This is a genomic window from Kitasatospora hibisci (genome assembly GCF_043950205.1).
GTDB classification, from domain to species: domain Bacteria; phylum Actinomycetota; class Actinomycetes; order Streptomycetales; family Streptomycetaceae; genus Kitasatospora; species Kitasatospora hibisci.
Genome location: NZ_CP171642.1, coordinates 2,005,982 through 2,027,144, shown reverse-complemented (window position 1 = coordinate 2,027,144; position 21,163 = coordinate 2,005,982). Strand labels below are relative to the sequence as shown.

General features: G+C 74.9%; 13 protein-coding genes and 1 pseudogene. 8 read left to right on the top strand and 6 right to left on the bottom strand.

Translation table 11 applies throughout. From position 1 onward, the window contains the following. Positions 1-53 precede the first annotated feature (53 nt). Genes ACF9IK_RS08610 through ACF9IK_RS08595 form a run of 4 tightly spaced genes read left to right on the top strand, consistent with a single transcriptional unit; the run spans position 54 to position 3,471 of the window. Positions 54-1,748, top strand: coding sequence for a (2,3-dihydroxybenzoyl)adenylate synthase (locus ACF9IK_RS08610; RefSeq protein ID WP_395298509.1), 1,695 nt, complete (start codon positions 54-56; stop codon positions 1,746-1,748). 19 nt (positions 1,749-1,767) lie between these two features. After that, the gene (locus ACF9IK_RS08605) at positions 1,768-2,400 is read left to right on the top strand and encodes an isochorismatase family protein (RefSeq protein WP_395293653.1); all 633 of its coding nucleotides are present in this window, start codon (positions 1,768-1,770) and stop codon (positions 2,398-2,400) included. Positions 2,401-2,455: 55 nt separating this feature from the next. After that, the gene (locus tag ACF9IK_RS08600) at positions 2,456-2,680 is read left to right on the top strand and encodes a phosphopantetheine-binding protein (RefSeq protein ID WP_395293652.1); all 225 of its coding nucleotides are present in this window, start codon (positions 2,456-2,458) and stop codon (positions 2,678-2,680) included. Continuing rightward, positions 2,680-3,471: an AMP-binding protein gene (locus tag ACF9IK_RS08595; protein WP_395293651.1), complete on the top strand. Its 792-nt coding sequence runs from the start codon at positions 2,680-2,682 to the stop codon at positions 3,469-3,471. The genes ACF9IK_RS08600 and ACF9IK_RS08595 overlap by 1 nt, the downstream gene beginning before the upstream one ends. 21 nt (positions 3,472-3,492) lie before the next feature. On the opposite strand, the gene ACF9IK_RS08590 is transcribed toward ACF9IK_RS08595, so the two are convergent. Continuing rightward, positions 3,493-4,644: a M20 family metallopeptidase gene (locus tag ACF9IK_RS08590; protein ID WP_395293650.1), complete on the bottom strand. Its 1,152-nt coding sequence runs from the start codon at positions 4,642-4,644 to the stop codon at positions 3,493-3,495. 274 nt (positions 4,645-4,918) lie between these two features. Here ACF9IK_RS08590 and ACF9IK_RS08585 point away from each other — a divergent pair, with 274 nt between their 5' ends. The 3 genes from ACF9IK_RS08585 to ACF9IK_RS08575 are packed head-to-tail and all read left to right on the top strand — an operon-like array spanning position 4,919 to position 13,780. Next, a complete protein-coding gene (locus ACF9IK_RS08585; RefSeq protein WP_395293649.1) occupies positions 4,919-12,178 on the top strand; it encodes an amino acid adenylation domain-containing protein in 7,260 nt (2,419 codons plus the stop codon). Continuing rightward, complete coding sequence (locus ACF9IK_RS08580) at positions 12,171-12,368, top strand: MbtH family protein (protein WP_238862329.1); 198 nt, start codon at positions 12,171-12,173, stop codon at positions 12,366-12,368. The genes ACF9IK_RS08585 and ACF9IK_RS08580 overlap by 8 nt, the downstream gene beginning before the upstream one ends. Then, positions 12,365-13,780 (top strand): DHA2 family efflux MFS transporter permease subunit, encoded by a 1,416-nt coding sequence (locus tag ACF9IK_RS08575; RefSeq protein WP_395293648.1) that lies wholly within the window; start codon positions 12,365-12,367, stop codon positions 13,778-13,780. Before ACF9IK_RS08580 ends, ACF9IK_RS08575 begins: the two co-directional genes overlap by 4 nt. Before the next feature lie 245 nt (positions 13,781-14,025). Here ACF9IK_RS08575 and ACF9IK_RS08570 read toward each other — a convergent pair whose 3' ends face one another. Further along, entirely contained in the window at positions 14,026-14,688 is a 663-nt protein-coding gene (locus ACF9IK_RS08570; RefSeq protein ID WP_395293647.1) for a response regulator, read from the bottom strand. After that, complete coding sequence (locus tag ACF9IK_RS08565; RefSeq protein ID WP_395293646.1) at positions 14,663-15,835, bottom strand: sensor histidine kinase; 1,173 nt, start codon at positions 15,833-15,835, stop codon at positions 14,663-14,665. Before ACF9IK_RS08565 ends, ACF9IK_RS08570 begins: the two co-directional genes overlap by 26 nt. Before the next feature lie 175 nt (positions 15,836-16,010). On the opposite strand from ACF9IK_RS08565, the gene ACF9IK_RS08560 reads away from it, so the two are divergent. Further along, positions 16,011-18,272 carry an MMPL family transporter gene (locus ACF9IK_RS08560; RefSeq protein WP_395293645.1) on the top strand — a complete coding sequence of 754 codons (2,262 nt, stop codon included), beginning with the start codon at positions 16,011-16,013 and terminating at the stop codon, positions 18,270-18,272. A 73-nt stretch (positions 18,273-18,345) separates the two neighbouring features. Here ACF9IK_RS08560 and ACF9IK_RS08555 read toward each other — a convergent pair. The 3 genes and pseudogenes from ACF9IK_RS08555 to ACF9IK_RS08545 form a co-directional block, all read right to left on the bottom strand. Beyond that, a pseudogene (locus tag ACF9IK_RS08555) lies at positions 18,346-19,163 on the bottom strand (hypothetical protein); the annotation flags it as partial. A 62-nt stretch (positions 19,164-19,225) separates the two neighbouring features. Then, positions 19,226-19,876: a response regulator gene (locus tag ACF9IK_RS08550; protein ID WP_143600460.1), complete on the bottom strand. Its 651-nt coding sequence runs from the start codon at positions 19,874-19,876 to the stop codon at positions 19,226-19,228. Then, positions 19,864-21,108 (bottom strand): sensor histidine kinase, encoded by a 1,245-nt coding sequence (locus tag ACF9IK_RS08545; protein ID WP_395293644.1) that lies wholly within the window; start codon positions 21,106-21,108, stop codon positions 19,864-19,866. The genes ACF9IK_RS08550 and ACF9IK_RS08545 overlap by 13 nt, the downstream gene beginning before the upstream one ends. Between the last annotated feature and the right edge of the window lie 55 nt (positions 21,109-21,163).

Here is a 21,163-nt window from a genome sequence, read left to right as displayed (position 1 = left end):
AGCCGTCCGGTACGCTGCCGGGCGGCGTCACCGCCGGCTCGGCCGCCGACCCGATGGCCGAGGTGCTGGCCGGCTTCACCCCCTACCCGGCGGAGTTCGCCGAGCGCTACCGGGCCGCCGGTCACTGGCGCGGCGAGACCTTCGGCCGGATGCTGCGCGAGCGCGCCGCCGCCCACGGCGAGCGCATCGCGATCACCGACCCCGCCGACCCCGCCGGGCCGGGCAGCCCCGACGGGGTCGGCGGCCCGCGCCACTGGAGCTACGCCGAACTCGACCGTCGCGCCGACCGGATGGCCGCCGGCCTGCTCGCCCGCGGCATCGGCCGCGGCGACCGGGTGGTGGTCCAGCTTCCCAACGTGGCCGAGTTCTTCGAGGTGGTCTTCGCGCTCTTCCGGATCGGTGCCCTGCCGGTCTTCGCGCTGCCCGCCCACCGCTACACCGAGATCTCCTACTTCTGCTCCTTCACCGGCGCGGCCGGCTACGTGCTCCCGGCCGTCGAGGGCGGATTCGACTACCGCGGACTGGCCGACCGGATCAAGGCGGAGTCCTCGTCACTGCGCCTGCTGCTGGTGGCCGGCGAGGACCCGGGGGAGCACGTCCGGCTGGCCGACGTGCCGATCGACGGCCCGGGCCCGACCACCGAACCGCAGCCGCAGGACGTCGCCTTCCTGCAACTGTCCGGCGGCAGCACCGGCGTGCCCAAGCTGATCCCGCGCACCCACGACGACTACATCCACTCGCTGCGCGGCTCGGTGGAGATCTGCGGCCAGGACGAGCGGAGCGTCTACCTGTGCGCGCTGCCGGCCGCGCACAACTTCCCGCTCAGCTCGCCGGGTTCGCTCGGCACGCTGTACGCGGGCGGCCGGGTGGTGCTCTGCCCGCAGCCCGGCCCGGAGGCGGCGTTCCCGCTGATCGAGCGCGAGCGCGTGACCATCACCGGCCTCGTACCGCCGCTGGCGCTGCTCTGGCTGGACGCCGCCGAGCGGCGGACGGCGGCGGGCGAGCCGACCGGGCTGGCGAGCCTGGAGGTGCTGCTGGTCGGCGGCGCCAAGTTCAGCGAGGAGGCGGCCCGCCGGGTCCGCCCGGTGCTGGGCTGCACGCTCCAACAGGTGTTCGGCATGGCCGAGGGCCTGGTCAACTACACCCGGCTGGACGACCCGGAGGAGGTGATCGTCACCACCCAGGGGCGGCCGATCTCCCCCGACGACGAGGTCCGGGTGGTCGACGACGAGGACCGTGACCTGCCCGACGGCGCCACCGGCCACCTGCTCACCCGCGGCCCGTACACCATCCGCGGCTACTGGAACGCGCCCGAGCACAATCGCGGCTCCTTCACCGCGGACGGCTTCTACCGCACCGGCGACCTCGTCCGGCGCACCGCCACCGGTCACCTCGTGGTCGAGGGACGGGCGAAGGACCAGATCAACCGCGGCGGTGAGAAGGTCGCCGCGGAGGAGATCGAGAACCACCTGCTGGCCCACCCGGCCGTGCACGACGCGGCCGTGGTCTCGATGCCCGACCCCTACCTCGGCGAGCGCACCTGCGCGTACGTGGTGCTGCACGCGAGCGACCGTGAACGTCCTCCGAAGCCGGTCGAGTTGAAGCGGTTCGTACGACAGCGCGGGCTCGCCGACTACAAGGTGCCGGACCGGGTGGAGTTCGTCGACGCGTTCCCCGCCACCGGGATCGGCAAGGTCAGCAAGAAGGACCTGCGGGCCGCCGTCGCGGCCACCCTCACCACCCCCTGAGACCGAAGGAAGCACCGCCGTGGGCCTGCCCCGCATCCCCTCCTATCCCATGCCCGCCGCCGGCGAGCTGCCCGCCAACCGGGTCGCCTGGACGGTCGACCCGTCGCGCGCCGTGCTGCTGGTGCACGACCTGCAGAACCACTTCCTGGACGCCTTCGACACCGGCGCGCAGCCGGTCACCGAGCTGTTCGCCAACGTCAACCGGCTGCGCGAGGAGGCCGGGCGCCTCGGCGTCCCGGTCGTCTACTCGGCGCAGCCCGGCGGCCAGAGCCCGGAACAGCGGGGCCTCCAGCAGGACTTCTGGGGCCCCGGTATCCCGGACGACCCGCGTGCGGCGGCCGTCGCCGACGCCGTCGCCCCGGGCGAGCGGGACGTCCTGCTGACGAAGTGGAAGTACAGCGCCTTCGTCCGTACCGAACTGGCCGAGCTGCTGCGCGCCCGGGGCCGCGACCAGCTGGTGATCACCGGCGTCTACGCGCACATCGGGGTGCAGGCCACCGCCTGCGACGCCTGGATGCGCGACATCGAGGCCTTCGTGGTGGCCGACGCGGTCGCCGACTTCGGCGCGGACGAGCACCGCGCCGCGCTCGCCTGGGTGGCCGGCCGGTGCGGCGTGGTCACCACCGCGGACGCCGTCCTCGGCGCCGCCTGATCCGGCGACGACGCCGAACTCGACTCATCTCGAAGGGAAGTGGGAAGTGGCTGGCATGGCTTTCACCGTGGAGCGCATCCGGGCCGAGGTGGCCGACCTGCTGGGCGAGGACCCGGCGGACATCCCGCCGGACGAGAACCTGGTCGACTGGGGCCTGGACTCGGTCCGGCTGATGGTCCTGGCCGAGCGGTGGCGGGCGGACGGCGCCGAGGTCTCCTTTCCGCAGCTGGCCGAGCGGCCGGCCGTGGCGGCCTGGGCCGAGCTGCTGGGCGCGTCCTGATGGACCCGGCCGACGTGCCGACGCGGGGCACCGCGACGGTGAAGCGGCCGCCGACCACCGTGGTCGGCCCGGTCGAGGCGCAGGCCGCCCGGACGCCCGGAGCGCCCGCGCTGGTGTTCGCGGACGGCACGCAGGTCTCGTACGGCGAGCTGAACGCGGGCGCCAACCGGTTGGCGCGGCACCTGGCGGGCCTCGGCGCCCGCCCCGGCACGGTCGTCGGCCTGGCGCTCGCCCGCCCGGCCGACGTGGTGCCGGCGCTGCTGGCGATTGCCAAGTCCGGTGCGGCGTACCTGCCGTTGGACCCGGATGACGCCCCCGGCCGGCTGGCCCGGCTGTGCTCCGACGCCGAGCCGGTCGCCGTCCTGGGGGAGGGTGTGCCCGGCGCGGTCCGGCCCGGACCGGCCGAGCTGGCGGCCGCGTTGGCCACCGACCCGCCGCGCGCGCTGACGCCGCAGCACCCGCTCTGCCTGGGCTACGGCCCCGGCGGCCGGCCGGCCGGCGTCGCGCTGACGCACGGCGAGGCGGACCGGCGGGTGCGCGGGCTGCAGGCCGCCCACCGGCTCGGACCGGGCGACCGGGTGCTGCAACTTGGGCTTCCGCTCTGGGAGTTCTTCTGGCCGCTGCGGGCCGGTGCGGCGCTGGTGCTGGCCGGCCCGGACCGGCCGGCCGACGTGGGCGGGCTGGTCCGGGAGCTGGGCGTCACCGCGCTGCGGGCGGCCCCGGCGGTGCTCGGGGGCCTGCTCCCGGAGCCCGGCCCGGCGCCGGTGCACGTCCTGCTCGGACGCGGCTGACCCGGCGCCGGGGCGGGTCGGTCAGCTGCCGGCCGCGCCCGCGTGGACGGCCGCGAAGTCGGCCGCCGTCCACGCCATCCCGATCGCGCCGTCCAGCACGGCGCGATCGGCCTCGGGGGAGACGGCCGCCTCGGCGAAGGCCGGCTCGTGCGGTGCACAGGCGCCGCCGGTGATGTCCAGCACCGGGTGGATCGCGGGCAGCACGTGCGAGACGTTGCCCATGTCGGTGCAGGCGAACGGGCCGCTCTCGACCGGCTCCGGCCGGCCCAGCGCGCGGGCGTTGGCACGCCAGAGCGCGAGCAGGCCGGCGTCGCTGCGGAAGTCCAGGTAGTCCGGCTCCGGCCGGGTCAGCTCGGCCTCGCAGCCGGTGGCCAGGGCGCCGGCACGGAAGCAGTCCTCCACCCGGGTGCGCAGCTCCGCCAGGTCCTCGGCGGCCGAGGCGCGGATCTCGTACTCGGCGGTGGCGGTGTCCGGGATCAGGTTGGGGGCCGTCCCGGCGGCCGTGGTGATGCCGTGCACCCTCCAGTGCGGCGGCAACTGCTGGCGCAGCAGGCCGAGCGCGACCTGGGCGACGGTGAGTGCGTCGGCCGCGTTGCGGCCCTCGTGCGGGTTGAGGCTGGGGTGGGCGGCGCGTCCGGTGTAGCGGACGGCGAGGGTGCCGAGGGCGAAGGAGCGGAAGTCGGCGACCTCGACCGGGCAGGGGTGGACCATCATCGCGGCGTCCACGCCGGTGAAGGCCCCGGCGTCCAGCAGCAGCGCCTTCCCGGCGCCGCGCTCCTCGGCCGGGGCGCCGATCACCCGGACGGTGAGCCCGAGCCGGTCCGCGTACGGCGCGAGGCCGAGCGCGGCGCCCAGGCCGGCGGCGGCGATCAGGTTGTGGCCGCAGGCGTGGCCGAGGCCGGGCAGGGCGTCGTACTCGCAGACCAGGGCGACGGTCACCGGGCCGGAGCCGGTCGTGGCGGTGAACGCGGTCGGCAGGCCGTGCGCCGGCGCGGTGACCGTGTAGCCGTGGTCGCGCAGCAGCTCGGCGCACCAGGCGGCGGCGCGGTGCTCCTCGAACGCGGTCTCGGGGTGGGCGTGGAGGCGGCGGCCGAGTGCGAGCAGCTCGTCGCGGTGCGCGTGGACGCGCTCGCGCACGGCGGCCTTGAGGCCGGCCCGTTCGAGCGCGGCCACGCCTCCGGCGGCTGCGCCCGCTTCGGCTGTACCCGCGGCGGCCGGAGCCGTGCCGGTTGCACCGCCCCCGCCCGCGGTCGTGTCCCCGCGCGCCTCCGCAGCGGTCTCGGGTGCGGTCCCGGGGCCGGCCGGGTTCGCGTTCAAGGGGGACATCGGCGCCTCCGGAGGCGTCAGGGCCCGTGCTATGACGGGCGGTTGACCAGACGATATGAAGATAGCTTAGGCTAACCTAAGTAGGCGTTCCGTTCGCCGGACCCGAGGAGCTCTCAGAACCATGCGTCCCCACCAGGCCGCGTCCGACCCCGTCGCCGATCCCGCCGCCGACGTACCGCTGCTGGCCACCCAGGCGGCGATCTGGTACGCCCAGGCGCTCGACCCCGGCAGCCCGGTCTACAACACCGGCGACGCCGTCGAGATCGCCGGCCCGCTCGACGCCGACCTCTTCGAGGGCGCCCTCCGGCAGGCCGTCGGCGAGGCGGACGCGCTCGGCGCGGTGGTCGTCGCCGCCGAGGACGGAGCCCCGCGCCAGCGGCTGCGGCCCGGCCGCCCCTGGCCGCTGCACCGGCTCGACCTGCGCGCCGCCGCCGACCCGGACGCCGAGGCCGAGGCCTGGATGCGGGCCGACCTGGCCAGGCCCGCCGACCTCGCCGAGGGCCCGCTGTTCGCCCAGGCCCTGATCCGGCTCGGCGAGGACCGCCACTGGTGGTACCGGCGCGTCCACCACCTCGCCGTGGACGCCTACGCGCTCACCCTGATCGGCGACCGGGTCGCCGAGCTGTACACCGCCCACGTCGCCGGGGCGCGGCCCGGCGGGCGCACGTTCGCCACCCCGGCCGAGGTCGCCGCCGAGGAGGCCGCCTACCGCGACAGCGCCGACCACGCCGCGGACCGGGCGTTCTGGCGCGACCGGCTGGCCGACGCCGAGGCGCCCGCCACGCTCGCCGTGATGCCCGCCGCCGGCGCCCCCACCGCCGAGGCCGCCGGGGGACCTGCGCGCCTGGCCGCGGAACTGCCCGCCGGCACGCTCGCCCGTCTGGAGCGCGCCGCCGGCACCGTCCGGGCCACCTGGGCCGAGCTGGTCATCGCCGCCACCGCCGGCTACCTGCACCGCCTGGCCGGCACCGAGGACGTCGTGCTCGGCCTGCCGCTGGCCAACCGCCGCGGCCCGGCGGCCCTGCGCACCCCGATCGCCACCGCCAACGTGCTGCCGCTGCGCCTCGCCGTCCGCCCCCGGGACACCGCCGCCGGCCTGCTGCGCCGCGTCGTCCTGGAACTCCGCGCCGTCCGCCGCCACCAGCGCTACCCGCTGGAGGACCTGCGCCGCGACCTGGCCCTCACCGGCGAGCGGCGCGCCCTGTTCGGCCCGATGGTCAACATCAAGGCGTTCGAGCGCGACCTCGACCTGGCCGGCCTGCCCGGCACCGTCCGCAACCTCGCCGCCGGCCCGGTCGACGACCTGGCCCTCGCCGTCTCGCCCGGGCCCGACGGCGCCCTGCGCCTCCTTCTGGAGGCCGATCCGGCGCGCTACGCCACCGACGCGCTCGCCGCCCACCGGGATGGCCTGCTCCGCTACCTCGACGGGCTCGCGGAACTGCTGCTGACCGACCCGCAGACGCCGATCGCCCGCATCGAGCTGCTGGACGCCGACGCTCTGCGCCGTGCCACGGCAGGCCGCGACGAACCCGCCGTCACCCGGACCGTGCCGGCGCTCTTCGCCGAGCAGGCCGCCCGCACGCCGGACGCCGTCGCCCTGCGGTGCGGCGCCTCCGTGCTCACCTTCGGCGGGCTGGACGCCGCCGCCGACCGCCTCGCCCACCGCCTGGCCGCCCTCGGGGTGCGTGCCGGGAGGCCGGTCGCGCTCGCCCTGCCGCGCAGCGCCGACACCCTCGTCGCCATGCTCGCCGTGCTCAAGGCCGGCGGCGCCTGCCTCTCGCTCGACCTCGCCCACCCGCGCCGGAGGATCGCGGACATCCTGGCCGACGCCCGCCCGGTCTGCGCCGTCGGCACCGCCGCCGCCCTCGCGGCGCTCCCGGGCGGTGCGGACGGCCTCGACGGCCCGGGCCGGCCCGCCGTCGTCCTCGACGACCCGGCCGTCCGGGCCGGACTCGGGCTGCTGCCCGGTGCCCCGCTCCCCACCCCCTCGCCGGAGGCCCTGCGGCCCCTCCCCGGGCCGGCCCTCGAACAGGCCGCCTACCTGCTGCACACCTCCGGTTCCACCGGCCGCCCCAAGGGCGTCGTGGTCACCCACGCCTCGCTCGCCAACCTGCACGCCGGCCACGGCGGGGACCACATCGCCCCCGCCCTCGCCCGCACCGGCCGCACCCGGCTGCGCGTCGCCCACAGCGCCTCGTTCGCCTTCGACGCCTCCTGGGACCCGGTGCTGTGGATGGTCCACGGCCACGAACTGCACCTGCTGGACGACGACACCTACCGCGACCCGGCCGCCCTGGCCCGCTACGTCGACCGGGAGCGGATCGACTACCTCGACGTCACCCCCTCCTACCTCGAAGTCCTCCTCACCGAAGGGCTGCTGGACGAGGGGCGGCACCGACCGGCGGTGCTCGTGGTCGGCGGCGAGGCCACCCCCGACTCCCTCTGGCGGCGGCTGACCGCCGTCGACGGCCTCGCCCCGCTCAACCTCTACGGGCCCACCGAGACCACCGTCGACGCCTACTCCTGGACCCCCGGACCGGACGGCACCCCCGTCGGCCGGGTGGTCCGCGGCTCCCGCGCCTACGTCCTCGACGCCTCGCTGCGCCCCGCCCCCGACGGCGTCCCCGGCGAGCTCTACGTGGCTGGCGCCTGCCTGGCCCGCGGCTACCTGGGCCGCCCCGACCTCACCGCCGAGCGCTTCCTCGCCGACCCGTTCGGCCCGCCCGGCGGCCGGATGTACCGCACCGGCGACCTCGCCCGCCGCCGCGCCGACGGCACCCTGGAGTTCCTCGGCCGCGCCGACGACCAGGTGAAGATCCGCGGCTTCCGGATCGAGCCAGGCGAGATCGCCGCCGTCCTCGGCGGGCTCCCGGACGTGGCGCAGGCCGTGGTGATCGCCCGGACCGGCCCGCAGGGCAAGCGGCTGCTCGGCTACGCCGTCCCCGCTCCCGGCACCGCGCCCGACCCGGACGCGCTGCGCGCCGCCCTCGCGGAACGGCTGCCCGAGCACATGGTGCCCGCGGCCGTCCTGGTCCTGGACGAGCTCCCGCGCACCGGCAACGACAAGCTCGACCAGCGCGCCCTGCCCGAGCCGGCCGCCGACGCGCCGGCGGCCGGCGACGCGCCGGCCACCCCGCAGGAGGAGGTGGTCTGCGGTCTGTTCGCCGCCGTCCTGGGCCTGTCCGAGGCCCCCGGCCGGTCCGCCTCCTTCTTCGAGCTCGGCGGCCACTCGCTGCTGGCCGGCCGGCTGGCCGCCCGCCTGCGCGAGGCCCTCGGCACGGCGGTCGGCTTCGCCGACGTCTTCCGCCACCCCACCCCGGCCGCCCTCGCCGCCCTGCTGCGCGAGCGCTCGGCGCCCGAACCGCGCCCGGCCCTGGTGCCGGTGCCGCGCACCGGGCGGCTCCCGCTCTCGCCGGCCCAGCGCGGGCTCTGGTTCCTGCACCGGCTCGACGGCCCCAGCCCCACCTACAACATCCCGCTGCTCCTCACCCTCACCGGCCCGCTCGACCGCGACGCCCTGGCCCGCGCCGTCACCGACCTCGCCGACCGGCACGAGACCCTGCGCAGCGTCTGCGTCGAGCCCGCCGACGGCGAGCCGTACCAGCGCGTCCTGCCGGCCGCCGCCGTCCCGCTGCACGACGGGGACTCGCTCGCCGAGGCCGTCCGGTACGCCTTCGATCTCGCCGCCGAACCGCCGCTGCGGGCCACGCTGTTCGCCGAACCGGACGGCGGACACACCCTGCTCCTGCTGCTCCACCACATCGCCGGCGACGGCGCCTCGACCACCCCGCTGGCCCGCGACCTGGCCGCCGCCTACACCGCCCGGAGCGCCGGTCGCGAGCCCGAACTGCCTCCGCTCACCGTCCGGTTCGCCGACCACGTGGCCTGGCAGCGACAACTGCTCGGCACCGCCGAGGCGCCCAGTCCGCTCGCCGTCCGCAGGCTCGACCACTGGCGCAAGACCCTCGCCGGCCTGCCGGACCAGCTCGACCTGCCCACCGACCGGCCGCGCCCGGCCGTCGCCGGACACCACGGCGCCACCGTGCCGTTCACTCTGGAGCCGGCCGCCCACGCCGCGCTGGCGGCGCTCACCCGCGCCACCGGCACCACCGTCTTCATGGCCGTCCAGGCCGGCCTCGCGGCGCTGCTCACCCGGCACGGCTGCGGCACCGACATCCCCGTCGGCACGCCCGTCGCCGGCCGCGACAGCGACGAGACCGCCGCCCTGGTGGGCTACTTCGTCAACTCCGTCGTGCTGCGCACCGACACCTCGGGCGACCCGACCTTCCGCGCGCTGCTGGACCGGGTCCGGGCCACCGTGCTGGCCGCCCACGACCACGCCGACCTGCCCTTCGACCGGCTGGTCGAGGAGCTCAACCCGCCCCGTTCGCTGGCCCGGCACCCGCTGTTCCAGGTCATGCTGGCCTGGCAGAGCGTCCCCGACGCGGAGTTCGCGATGGGCGGCGGACTCACCGCGCGGATCGCCGCCGCGCCCTCCGGCACCGCCAAGTTCGACCTCACCCTCAACGCGGGAGAGCGGCCCGGCGGCGGCATCACCGGCTTCCTGGAGTACCGCACCGACCTGTTCGACCGGGCCACCGCGCAGGCGCTCGCCGACCGGCTCGCCAGGCTGCTCACCGCCGCCGCCACCGCACCCGACACCACGATCGGCCTGCTCCCGCTGATCAGCGCGGAGGAACGGCGCCGGGCCCTGGTCGAGTGGAACGGCACCCCGGTCGCCACCGCCGCCGGCGCCACCCTGCCCGAGCTGTTCGAGGCCGCCGCCCGCGCCAACCCCGGCGCGACCGCGGTCAGCCACCGGGGCGACAGCCTCGACTACGCCGAACTCTCCGCCCGAGCCGACCGGTTGGCCCGCCTGCTGGCCGCCCGCGGCATCGGACCCGGCACCATCGTCGCGCTCGCCCTGCCGCGCTCACTCGAACTCGTCACCGCCCTGCTCGCCGTGGCCAAGTCCGGTGCGGCCTACCTGCCGCTCGACCCGGACTACCCGGCCGACCGGCTCGCCTACATGCTGGCCGACGCCGCGCCCGCCGCGCTGCTCACCGACACCGCCACCGCCGACCGCCTCCCCGCCCACGGGGCGCCGCGGATCCTGGTCGACGGTGGCGAGCCGGACGCCCACCCGGCCACCCCGCTGGCCCAGCACGAGCGCACCCGGCCGCTCACCGCCGACGACGTCGCCTACGTCATCTACACCTCGGGCTCCACCGGCCGGCCCAAGGGCGTCCCGGTCACCCACCACAACGTGGTCCGGCTGTTCACCGCCACCGACCACTGGTTCGGCTTCGGCGCCGAGGACGTCTGGACGCTCTTCCACTCCTACGCCTTCGACTTCTCGGTGTGGGAGCTCTGGGGCGCCCTGCTGCACGGCGGCCGCCTGGTCGTCGTCCCGCACCTGGTCAGCCGGGACCCGGCGGCCTTCCTCGACCTGCTCGCCCGCGAACGGGTCACCGTGCTCAACCAGACCCCGTCCGCCTTCTACCAGCTCAGCGCCGCCGACCGGGAGCAACCCGGCCGCGAACTCTCCCTGCGCTACGTGGTGTTCGGCGGCGAGGCACTCGAACTCGGCCGCCTGGACGACTGGTACGAGCGGCACGCCGACGACGCGCCCGTCCTGGTCAACATGTACGGCATCACCGAGACCACCGTGCACGTCTCCCACATCGCCCTCGACCGGGCGAGCGCCGCCGCCGGTGCCGGCAGCACCATCGGCGTCAACATCCCCGACCTGCGCGTCTACGTGCTCGACCCGCACCTGCAGCCCGTCCCGCCCGGTGTCACCGGCGAGATGTACGTGGCCGGCGCCGGCCTGGCCCGCGGCTACCTCGGCCGCCCCGCGCTCAGCGCCGAACGCTTCGTCGCCGACCCGCACGCCGGGCTGTTCGGCGAGCGCGGCACCCGGATGTACCGTTCCGGCGACCTCGCCCGCCGCCGCGCCGACGGCGTCCTGGAGTACTTCGGCCGCGCCGACCAGCAGGTCAAGATCCGCGGCTTCCGGATCGAGCTCGGCGAGATCGAGGCCGTGCTGGCGGCCCACCCGGGCGTCGCGGACGCCGCCGTGATCGTCCGGGAGGACGCGCCCGGCGACAAGCGCCTGGTCGGCTACGCCGTGCCGGCAGCGGCCGCCGGCGGCGCGCAGCCCACCGCCGACGAACTGCGCGCCCACACCGCCGCCGACCTGCCGGTCCACATGGTCCCCTCCGCGGTCGTGCTGCTGGAACAGCTGCCGCTGACCGCCAACGGCAAGCTCGACCGCCGGGCCCTGCCCGCCCCCGACGCCCCCGCCGGCGGCGGCGGACGCCCCCCGCGCAGCCCGCGTGAACAGCAGCTCTGCGAGCTCTTCGCCGAGGTGCTGGGCCGGCCGGCGGTCGGCCCCGAGGACGACTTCTTCGCCCTCGGCGGCCACTCCCTGCTGGTCGTCCGCCTGGCCGGCCGGATCCGCGCCGTCCTCGGCCTGGAGGTCGGCATCGGCGCCCTCTTCCAGGCCCCGACGCCGGCCGCCCTCGACACCGCCCTGTCCGCGGACGTCCACCGCGCCGACGCCCTGGACGTCCTGCTGCCGTTGCGGCCCGCCGCCCCCGGCAAGCGGGCCCCGTTGTTCGCCGTCCACCCGGCCGGCGGCCTCAGCTGGTGCTACACCGGCCTGATCCGCCACCTGCCCGCCGACGTGCCGATCTACGGCCTCCAGGCCCAGGGCGTCGGCGCCGCCACCGCCGACCGGCCGCTGCCGCGCACCCTGGAGGAGCTGGCCGACCACTACGTCGACCGGCTCCGCGGGGTCCAGCCCGACGGCCCCTACCGGCTGCTCGGCTGGTCCACCGGCGGCATCATCGCCCACGCCATGGCCGTGCGACTGCAGGAACTCGGCTGCGCCGTCGAGCTGCTGGCCGTCCTCGACGCCTACCCCGCCGAGGGCTTCCGGGAGCTGCCGGTGCCCGACCAGGCCGAGGCACTGGAGGCGCTGCTCACCATGGGCGGCTACGGCCCCGCGGACCTCGACGGCCGCCCGCTCGAACTCGCCCACGTCACCGAGCTGCTGCGCCGCGAGGGCAGCCCGCTGGCCGGCCTGGACGACGCCACGGTCGAGGCGCTCAACCGGATCTACCTCAACACCAACCACCTGGTCCGCGGCTACGACCACCGCCGCTTCGAGGGCGACGTGCTGTTCTTCCGCGCCACCGTCGACACCATCGACGAGGCCCTGGTGCCCGAACTCTGGGCCCCCTACACGGCCGGCCGGATCCACCACACCGACGTCGCCTGCTCGCACAAGGACATGACCCTGCCCGAGCCGATCGCGCGCATCGCGCGCGTGGTCGCCGAACACCTCGCAACCCTGGAGAACGCCACCCATGAGTGACGCCCCCGCCAACCCCTTCGACGGCGACGGCGACTTCCTCGCCCTCGTGAACGACCAGGGCCAGCACTCGCTCTGGCCGGCCTTCGCCGCCGTCCCGGCCGGCTGGACCGCCGCCCACGGGCCCTGCCCGCGCGCCGAGGCCCTGGACTGGATCACCGCCCACTGGACCGACCTGTGCCCGGTACGGTGACCGGCGCCGCAGCCCCGGCCCCCGCGGCGCGCCCCCGGTTCGCCGGGCGCGTCGCGGTGGTGGTCGTCTACACGGCCGCGATGTGCATGAACGGCCTGGACTCGACGATCGTCAACCCCGCGCTGTTCACCATCGCCGAGGACTTCGGCCGACCGGTGTCCGCCGCCAACGCGGTGGAGACCGCCTTCCTGGTCGGCCTCGCCCTCGGGCTGCCGGCGGCCGGCCGGCTCGGCGACCGGTACGGCGTCAAGCGGGTCTTCCTCGCCGCGCTGGCCGGCTTCACACTCGCCTCCGCGCTCTGCGCCGCCGCGCCCGGCCTGGGTCTGCTCTCCGCCGCCCGGGCCGTCCAGGGCGTCGCTGGCGGGCTGCTCACCCCGGTCGGGATGACCCTGCTCTTCCGCGCCTTCGCCCCGCACGAGCGCGCCGGGCTGGGAAAGGTGCTGATCGTGCCGACCGCGCTGATGCCCGCCCTCGGGCCGCCGCTCGGCGGCTTCCTCACCGAACACCTCTCCTGGCACTGGCTCTTCCTGGTGAACGTACCGATCGGCGTGGCCGCCGTCCTGACCGGCCTGCTCGGTCTGCCCGCAGGGGAGGAGGAGCAGGCCGGCCGCTTCGACACCGCCGGCCTCCTGCTCGCCGCCCCGGGCCTGGCCCTGCTCACCTACGCGCTCGGCTTCGGCCCGGCACACGGCTGGTCCTCCCCGGCCGTCGCCACCGCCGCGGTGCTCGGCCTCCTGCTCCTCGGCGCCGCCGTCCGCCACCAACTGCAGGCCGAAGAGCCGCTGGTGGACCTCCGGCTGCTCGCCGACCGGGTCTTCGGTGCGGCCACCTGGCTCGCCCTGCTGACCTCCGCCGGGCTGATGGGCGCGCTGTTCGTCTTCCCGCTGCTCCACCAGGCGGCCCTCGGCGGCTCCGCCCTGGACGCCGGGCTGAGCGTCTTCCCGGAGGCGATCGGCCTGATGGCCGCATCCCAGGTGGTGGACCGCCTGCTGCCCCGGATCGGCCCGCGCCGGCTCGCGGTGCCGGCGCTGCTCCTCGCCGCCCTCGTGCTGGCCGCGCTCGCCGTCCCCGGCGTCGGCGGGAACGCCTGGGCGGTCCGGGCGCTGATGTTCGGCATCGGGCTGGTCCTCGGCACCGCGGTGCTCACCCTGCAGATCGCCGGCTTCGCCGATGTGCCGCCGCCCGCGATGGGCCGGGCGATGGGCCTCTTCACCATCGTCCGCACCCTGGGCGGGGCCCTCGGCATCGCCGCGACGGCCGCCCTGGTCGGCGTTCTCGCAGCGGACGGCGCCCACGCGGCCGAGCCCGGTCCCTACCGGGCGGCGCTGTTGCTGACGGCTGTGCTGGTCGCCGCCGGCGCGCCGGTCGCGGCCCGCCTCCCCCGCGAGGCCCCGGGTCCGCCGCCGGACTAGGGCGCGTGCCGAGTCGTGATCATCGGGTGGTCCTGGTGGGGTCTTTGGTCCAGGCCGTCGAGGCGTGCAGGTGGAGACCGGCGAGGAGCCGTCGGGAGTCTTGTCGTGTCGGGTGTCTCACCGTCCCGGTTCCGGCCTCCTGGTACGTCACGCTCTGGGCCGGGTGAGGCACGTGGTGGTGACCCGAGCCGACCGGTGCACCGATGTCCGGGCGGGGACTCGTGGGACCTGACCCGGCACCCGGCTCAGGTCCCGGGGACGATGCGGCGCGTCTCGTAGGCCCACATCGCGATCTCGACCCGGTTGCGGGCGCCGAGTTTGGCCATCAGGCTGGCCAGGTGCGTTTTCACCGTGCTGAGGCTGATGTGCAGGGCATCGGCGATCTCGGTGTTGGTGAGCCCGCGAGCGACGGCGAGGAGCACCTGCTCCTCGCGGGCGGTGACGGGAGAGACGGGCTGGGCCGCGGGCCGGCCGGCGGGGAGGTCCGCGAAGGTCTGGAGCAGACGGACGGTGACGCTCGGCGCGATGAGCGCCTCACCGTCGGACGCCGACCGAACAGCCTGCGTGAGAAGCTCCGGCCCCGTGTCCTTGAGGAGGAACCCGCGGGCGCCGGCGCGCAGCGCGCCGTAGACGTATTCGTCGAGGTCGAACGTGGTGATCACGACCACGGCCAGCGGGTCGGCGACGCCCGGGCCGGCGATCAGCCGGGTGGCCTCGAGCCCGTCGAGAACGGGCATGCGGATGTCGAACAGACAGACGTCGGGGCGCAGTTCGCGGGCCAGACGTACCGCTTGCTGTCCGTCGGCGGCCTCGCCGACCGCCTCGATTCCGGGCTGCGCGTTGAGCATGATCCGCAGCCCGGTGCGGATGATGGCCTGGTCGTCAGCGACGAGAACGCGGATGGCCACCGCTCCCGTTCCTCCCTAGTGGCAGCTCGGCTTCGACATGCCAGCCCTCGTCGGTGCCCGGGCCGGCCTGCAGCCGGCCGCCCAGCAGGGCCGCGCGCTCGCGCAGCCCGGCAAGGCCGAACCCGTCGTGGCCACGGCCGGTGCGTTGGCCATTGTCGCGCACGCTCACGCGTACCCGGTGCCGTTCCGCGGTGACCCGGACGATGACCTCGGTCGCGTTGACCGCATGGCGCATGGCGTTGGTCACCGACTCCTGCGCGATGCGGTAGACGGCCGCGTCCACGGCCGAGGGCAGTGAGTCCGTCTCGCCGTCGAGCCCCACGTCGATCCTGAGGCGACCACCCGGCGTACGCAGCAGGCGCTCCAGATCTGCGACGCCGGCAGGCGGCGCCAGCTCTGCGCCCGCCCCCCGGTCGCGCAGCGCGGCGACCATGGCTCGCATTTCCTCCAGGGTTCGTGCCCCTTCCTCCTCGATCCCCTCCAACGCCTCGACGGCGGCGGACGGGTCGGTACCCGCGAGCACCCGGCCCGCCTGGGCGCGGATCACGATGGCCGAAACGTGGTGCGCCACCGTGTCGTGGAGTTCCCGGGCGAGCTGCTCGCGCTCGCGGGAGCGTACCTGCTCCAGCAGTCGCCCGCGAGCGGTGGCCCGGAACCGCACGGCGGCTCCGGCCAAGCCGGGCAGGAACAGGAAGACGAAGCCCACGGTCTGTTCGGCGGCGGGCGATTCGTCCGTGACGGCACACGCCGCGAAGGCCGCGAGGATCACCGCGCCGCCCAGCACGATCTCCCGTCCCGATCCCCAGCGGGGCAGCGCATACACCAGTACGAGGACGACCACGCTGGTGCGCAGGCCGACGGGCTCGCGGGGTGCGGCGATCAGCGTGGCCACCTGGAGCAGGATCACCGAGCCGAACGCGAGCACGACCGTCGTCAGCGGGCGGGTCCGGCGCCACAGGGGCAGCACGCACAGCCAGACGGCCAGCACCACTGCCGCCGGCCGCCACACGACGTTCTCGCGCAGGGTGGCCTCCACCATCACACCGCCCAGGCCCATGGCGAGCAGTGCCCAGTCCCGCCACACCCGGGCGGGCGCGGCGGGCGGCCGGGGTTCGGTCCACAGGGTTCGCAGGTCGTCTCGCAGCACGGTTCTCAGCTTAGGCACCGCGCCGTGCCGCGCATCGGCCGAAAGGACGGGGCGTCACTCCGTCCCGGGGCCGACGGATCCGCGGCCCGCCGGCCGATGCCGCAGAGCGCCGTGGCAACGATCCTCGGCATCGGCGGCCGTACAAGGACGGCCGACGAGGTGGTTGGAGGACCCGATGCTCTCGAAAGCCCTCTTGCTCGTGGGCGCAGGCGCCGCCCGCCATCCCTGGCGGGTGATCGCGGCATGGCTGATCGCCGCCACGCTCGCCGTTCTCGCCGCGATCGCCTTCGGCGGGCGGACCGCGGACTCGATGACCGCTCCGGGACTGGACTCCCAACGGGCCGCGGAACTGATCGAGCGGGCCGGCACCGGCCAGGAGGGGATGACCGCCCAGGTGGTCGTCACCCCGCTCGACAGCGGTGCGACGTTCTTCGACCCCGGCAGCGCGCGCACCGCTCTCACGCGGCTGCAGACCGAGGTGGAGCGGCTGCCGCACGTGCTCGGCACGAGCGACCCGGTGGGGGTGCTCGACGCGGGCGGGGACGCCGCCGTGCGCGGTGGGCTTGTCTCGGCCGACGGGCGGATCGCGGTCGTCCGGGTGCAGTACCCCGACCAGAGCCGGCTGTCGGCCAAGGACCTCGACGCCCTCGTCGGTCTCGGCGACCGGCTGCGCGCCGAGCTGCCCCTGCGCATCGAGATGGGCGGGAACCTCTTCTACGTCTTCTCCGACCCCGACGGCGGCGCAAGCGAGTTGATCGGCATCCTCGCCGCGGCCGCGATCCTGTTCCTGGCGTTCGGTTCGCTCGTCGCCGCCGCGCTGCCGATCGGCATGGCGGTCTTCGGACTCACCGTCGGGGTCGCCACGATGACGGTACTGGCGCGGGTGACGGACGTCCCCACCTTCGCCCCTGTCCTGGGCAGCATGGTCGGGCTCGGAGTGGGCATCGACTACGCGCTGTTCGTGCTCGCCAGGCACCGGGAGTACCTCGCGCGCGGGCTCGATCCCCGCGAGGCGGCGGGGCGGGCGGTGGCCACGGCGGGGAGGCCCGTGGTCTTCGCCGGCGGCACCGTCGTCGTATCGATCCTCGGCCTGGCGGTCGCGAACGTGCCGTTCATGACGGTGGGCGGGATCGCCGTCTCGATCGTCGTTCTGACCATGGTGGTCGCGTCGGTGACGCTGCTGCCGGCCTTCCTCGGCGCCGCCGGCCCACGCCTGGCCCGGGCCGGCCGGATCGGCCGGGCTCTGCAGACCAGGAAGCCGGGCCGACTCGCACGGCGGCGCCACCCGGCGGCGGGCGCCGCCCCCGCCGCCGGGTGGCGGCGCTGGGTCGGGCACGTCAGCCGGCACCCGGTGCCGTACGCGGCCGGCGCGGCGGGGCTGCTGCTGACCGCGACGCTGCCCGTGCTCGGCCTGCGCGTCGGCCTGCCCGACGACGGCTCACTGCCCCACAGCCGTACCGAGCGCCGCGCCTACGACCTCGTCGCCGAGGGGTTCGGCCCCGGCACCAACGGTCCCCTCGTCATCGCCGCGGACCCCGCCGGTGATCCGGGGGTACTGGACCGACTCGTCGCAACGGTCGCGGCGGATCCGGGCATCGCCTCCGTCGCGCCGACGCACATCGATCGGGCCACCGGCATCGCGACCCTCGTGGTGTTCCCGACCACCAGCCCTCAGGACAAGGCCACGGCCGACACCATCGCCCGGCTGCGCGCCGACGTGCTGCCCACGGCGATCGGGCACGGCCCGGCCAGGGCCCACGTCGGCGGCGCCGCCGCGAGCCTGTCCGATGTGGGCCGACGCACCAGCCAACGCATGCCGGTCTTGGTCGCCGCCGTGCTGGCGATGTCGTTCCTGCTGCTGATGCTGGTCTTCCGCTCGGTACTCGTACCGCTCAAGGCGGTACTGCTGAATCTGCTGAGCATCGGCGCGGCCTACGGCATCATGGTCGCGGTCTTCCAGTGGGGCTGGGGAGGCGCACTCATCGGGCTGGAAGCGACGGTTCCGATCGTGTCGTTCATCCCGATGTTCCTCTTCGCCATCCTGTTCGGCCTGTCGATGGACTACGAGGTGTTCCTCCTCTCCCGCGTACGCGAGGAATACCTGCGCACCGGCGACGACGGCACGGCGATCGTCGAGGGCGTCTCGCGCACCGCCCGGATCATCACCTCGGCCGCCCTCATCATGGTGGCGGTCTTCCTGTCCTTCGCCGTCGCCGAGAGCCCCTCCACCAAGATGTTCGGGCTCGGCCTGGCCACGGCGATCTTCATCGACGCCACGGTCGTACGCATGGTGCTGGTACCGGCGACCATGACGCTCCTCGGCCGGACCAACTGGTGGCTGCCGAAGTGGCTGGACCGGCTGCTTCCCCGCGGCCCGGTCGGCACCGACGCGGAATCCAGGGGTGAGGCCCCGCGCCCACGGCTGGTTGACCGTTGACTCGACTCCTGCCCGCCCTTGGTGTCCGGCACCTCAGCGCGTCACCCGGGGGGGGCATATCGAGTCGTGACCACCGGGTGGTCCTGGTGCGGTCTCTGATCCGGATCACCGAGGCGCGCAGGTGGAGACCGGCGAGGTAGCCGTCGGGAGTCCTGTCGTGCCGGGTGGCGATGCCTCGCCATGCCTTGCGCTTGTTGATCAGGCGTTCGACGGTGTTCCGCTCCGTACCTTGGTCTCGGGCCGATCCCGGTCACTCGTACGATCGGGACACCCAGGGGTCCGGGTGTGGCTGGTGTTCCCTGTACAGATCGGCGTCGTGGCTGACGTGCCGGCCACCTCTGGAGCCCTTCTTCTCCGGGATGACCGCCTTGATACGGCGTTTGCACAGGTGGGCGCGGTTTCCGCGGGACGAGTACGCCTCATAGACGCCGAGGTCGGCCGATGCCGGCCTCGGCAGGGGCCGGGTACCCGTACCTTCTTCAGGACGGGGATGAACCGCGGGCCGTCCGCTGCCTGGCCCATGGTCGGGATGAACGCCGGCGGGCGGCACTTGCGGTCGGCGGCGAGGCGGACCTTGCCGGTCTGCCCGCCTCTGGAACGTCCGAGGAGGGCGGCCTTCAGCCGGAGTCTCCGCCGGCGCCGGATCCGTCGTCGTTCTTCCCGCACGGGATCACTTCCGGCCTCCTGCCTCATCTCCCGCCACTGCCCGCCCGTCCCGATGCGCCAGATCACCCCCTCGAACCGCTGCCGCAGTCGCTCGGGATACCGGCCGTACCCGCCGATCGGCAGGTACGTCTCGATGGACACCAAGGCCGGATCGTTCAGTTGCACTCGCGTCGCGTAAGACCGTCTATCGGGCCGGACCGTACCGCAAAGGCCCGTCCCGCAAATTGATCACGACTTGCTACGCGCCCCAGTGCTCCAGCCGTGGATCGTGATCACGGATGGGAAGGTCAGGCCCGGGACGCTCCGAGGAACCGCAGCACGGCCAGGACGCGGCGGTGGTCCGCGTCGACCACGGGCAGGTCAAGCTTGGCGAAGATGTTGTTGATGTGCTTCGCCACGGCGCTCTCGCTGACCACCAGCGCCTGGGCGATGCCGGCATTGGAGCGCCCCTCGGCCATCAAGCCGAGCACCTCCCGTTCGCGGGGGGTCAGCCGCGCGAGCGGGTCGCTGTCGCGCCGCAGCAGCAACTGGGCGACGACCTGCGGGTCCAGGGCCGTGCCCCCGTCCGCCACTCGCCGGACCGCCGCCACGAAGTCGGCGACATCGGCAACCCGCTGCTTGAGCAGGTAGCCCACGCCGCTGGTGTTCGCAGACAGCAGGTCCGCCGCGTACCGCTCCTCCACGTACTGCGAAAGCAGCACCACCGGCGTCCCCGGCCAGCGTCGACGGATCTCCATCGCCGCCCGCACCCCCTCGTCGGTGAAGCCGGGCGGCATCCGGACGTCGATCAAGGCAAGTTCGGGCCGGTGCTCCGCCACCGCCGCCAACAACCCCTCCGCGTCGCCGGCTTCTGCGGCGACCTGGAATCCGCCCATCTCCAGTACCTTGATCAGGCCGACCCGCAACAACACCGAATCCTCGGCGATCACCGCGCGCACGGCAGCTCCGCGGTGATGGTGGTGGGCCCGCCAACGGGGCTGCTGACGTGGAAGGCCCCGTCGAGGGAGCCGACCCGCTTGGCCAGCCCGGTCAGCCCCGTGCCGGTGGCGTCGGCACCGCCCAGCCCGTCGTCGGTAACGCGCACTCGCAGCACCTCGCCGACCTGATGGACCATCACCTCTGCGCGCATCGCGTCGGCGTGCTTCGTTGCATTGGTCAGCGCCTCGGAGACCACGAAGTACGCGACTGACTCCACGTTGGGTGCCACCCGCTCCTCCAGATTGACCCGCAGCCGCACCGGCAGGGGCGTGCGGGCAGCCAGCCCGGACAGCGCCGCGTCCAGACCTCGGTCTTCGAGCACGGCCGGATGCAGCCCCCGCACCAGGTCATTGAGTTCGGCGATCGCCTCCTTCGCCTCCAGGTGCGCTCTCGCGATCAACTCGCGGGCATCACCCGGCAGGTCGGGTCGGGTGGCAATGGCCAGACCCAGGTTGACCGCGAGAGACACCAAGCGCTGCTGGGTGCCGTCGTGCAGGTCGCGCTCGATCCGGCGGCGCTCCGCGTCGACTGCCTCGATCAAGTCGGTCCGGCTCACGGCCAGCTGATCGACCCGCTCCTGGAGCCGCTGCGCCCGGCTGGGCCCGAGCATGCCCAACGCCAGCCGCGCCTCGGCCCGGGCTACTGCCCGCGCGGTCCAGGGCAGGGCGCACAGAAGGAGGAGCCCAGCGGCCGTGTAGGCCGGCAACTGGGTCAGGTAGCCGAACCAGTCCTGGCGGATTCCGGTCGGCAGCGCCCATGACCAGGCGTAGGCGACGGCGCCCGCCAGGCACGCCGCCGCCACCGCGAGCACCAGCAGCTCCAGCAGCGCGAGCAGCGGGCCCAGCAGGAGGTGGTAGCCGGTCTTGCGCCAAGGCCGCGTCGCCGCGAGCCACCGGGCGGTCGAGGCCCACGTCCACCGTTCCGGCGCGGTGGGGGTGAGCCGGGGGACGTCCACACCGATGAGCACCCGGTAGCGAGCCCGCTGAACGGCCGTCAGAACCGTGGTGCCGAGCAGGACCAGGGCGGCCGACACGGAGACCGTGAGGAGCCAGTTCCCCGTCCTGGCGGTAGTCGCCGCCGCCCAGGCCCACACGGGCACCAGCGCCAGGTGCGGCAGCACACCAGCGGCAAGAAAGCCGGTGTCCCGCTGCGCCCGGAGGACCGCGCGTCTCAGTCCAGCTGGAATCGTCATGGCACGACGCTAGGGCACCGTAGGGGGCGGTGCCATGAAATCTGTACCCGATCTC

Excerpts from the sequence above, each read along its gene's own strand:
- ACF9IK_RS08610 (WP_395298509.1), top strand. The coding sequence starts at position 54 with ATGGCCGAGGTGCTGGCCGGCTTCACCCCCTACCCGGCGGAGTTCGCC.
- ACF9IK_RS08600 (WP_395293652.1), top strand. The coding sequence starts at position 2,456 with ATGGCTTTCACCGTGGAGCGCATCCGGGCCGAGGTGGCCGACCTGCTG.
- ACF9IK_RS08595 (WP_395293651.1), top strand. The coding sequence starts at position 2,680 with ATGGACCCGGCCGACGTGCCGACGCGGGGCACCGCGACGGTGAAGCGG.
- ACF9IK_RS08585 (WP_395293649.1), top strand. The coding sequence starts at position 4,919 with ATGCGTCCCCACCAGGCCGCGTCCGACCCCGTCGCCGATCCCGCCGCC.
- ACF9IK_RS08580 (WP_238862329.1), top strand. The coding sequence starts at position 12,171 with ATGAGTGACGCCCCCGCCAACCCCTTCGACGGCGACGGCGACTTCCTC.
- ACF9IK_RS08560 (WP_395293645.1), top strand. The coding sequence starts at position 16,011 with ATGCTCTCGAAAGCCCTCTTGCTCGTGGGCGCAGGCGCCGCCCGCCAT.
- ACF9IK_RS08545 (WP_395293644.1), bottom strand. The coding sequence starts at position 21,108 with ATGACGATTCCAGCTGGACTGAGACGCGCGGTCCTCCGGGCGCAGCGG.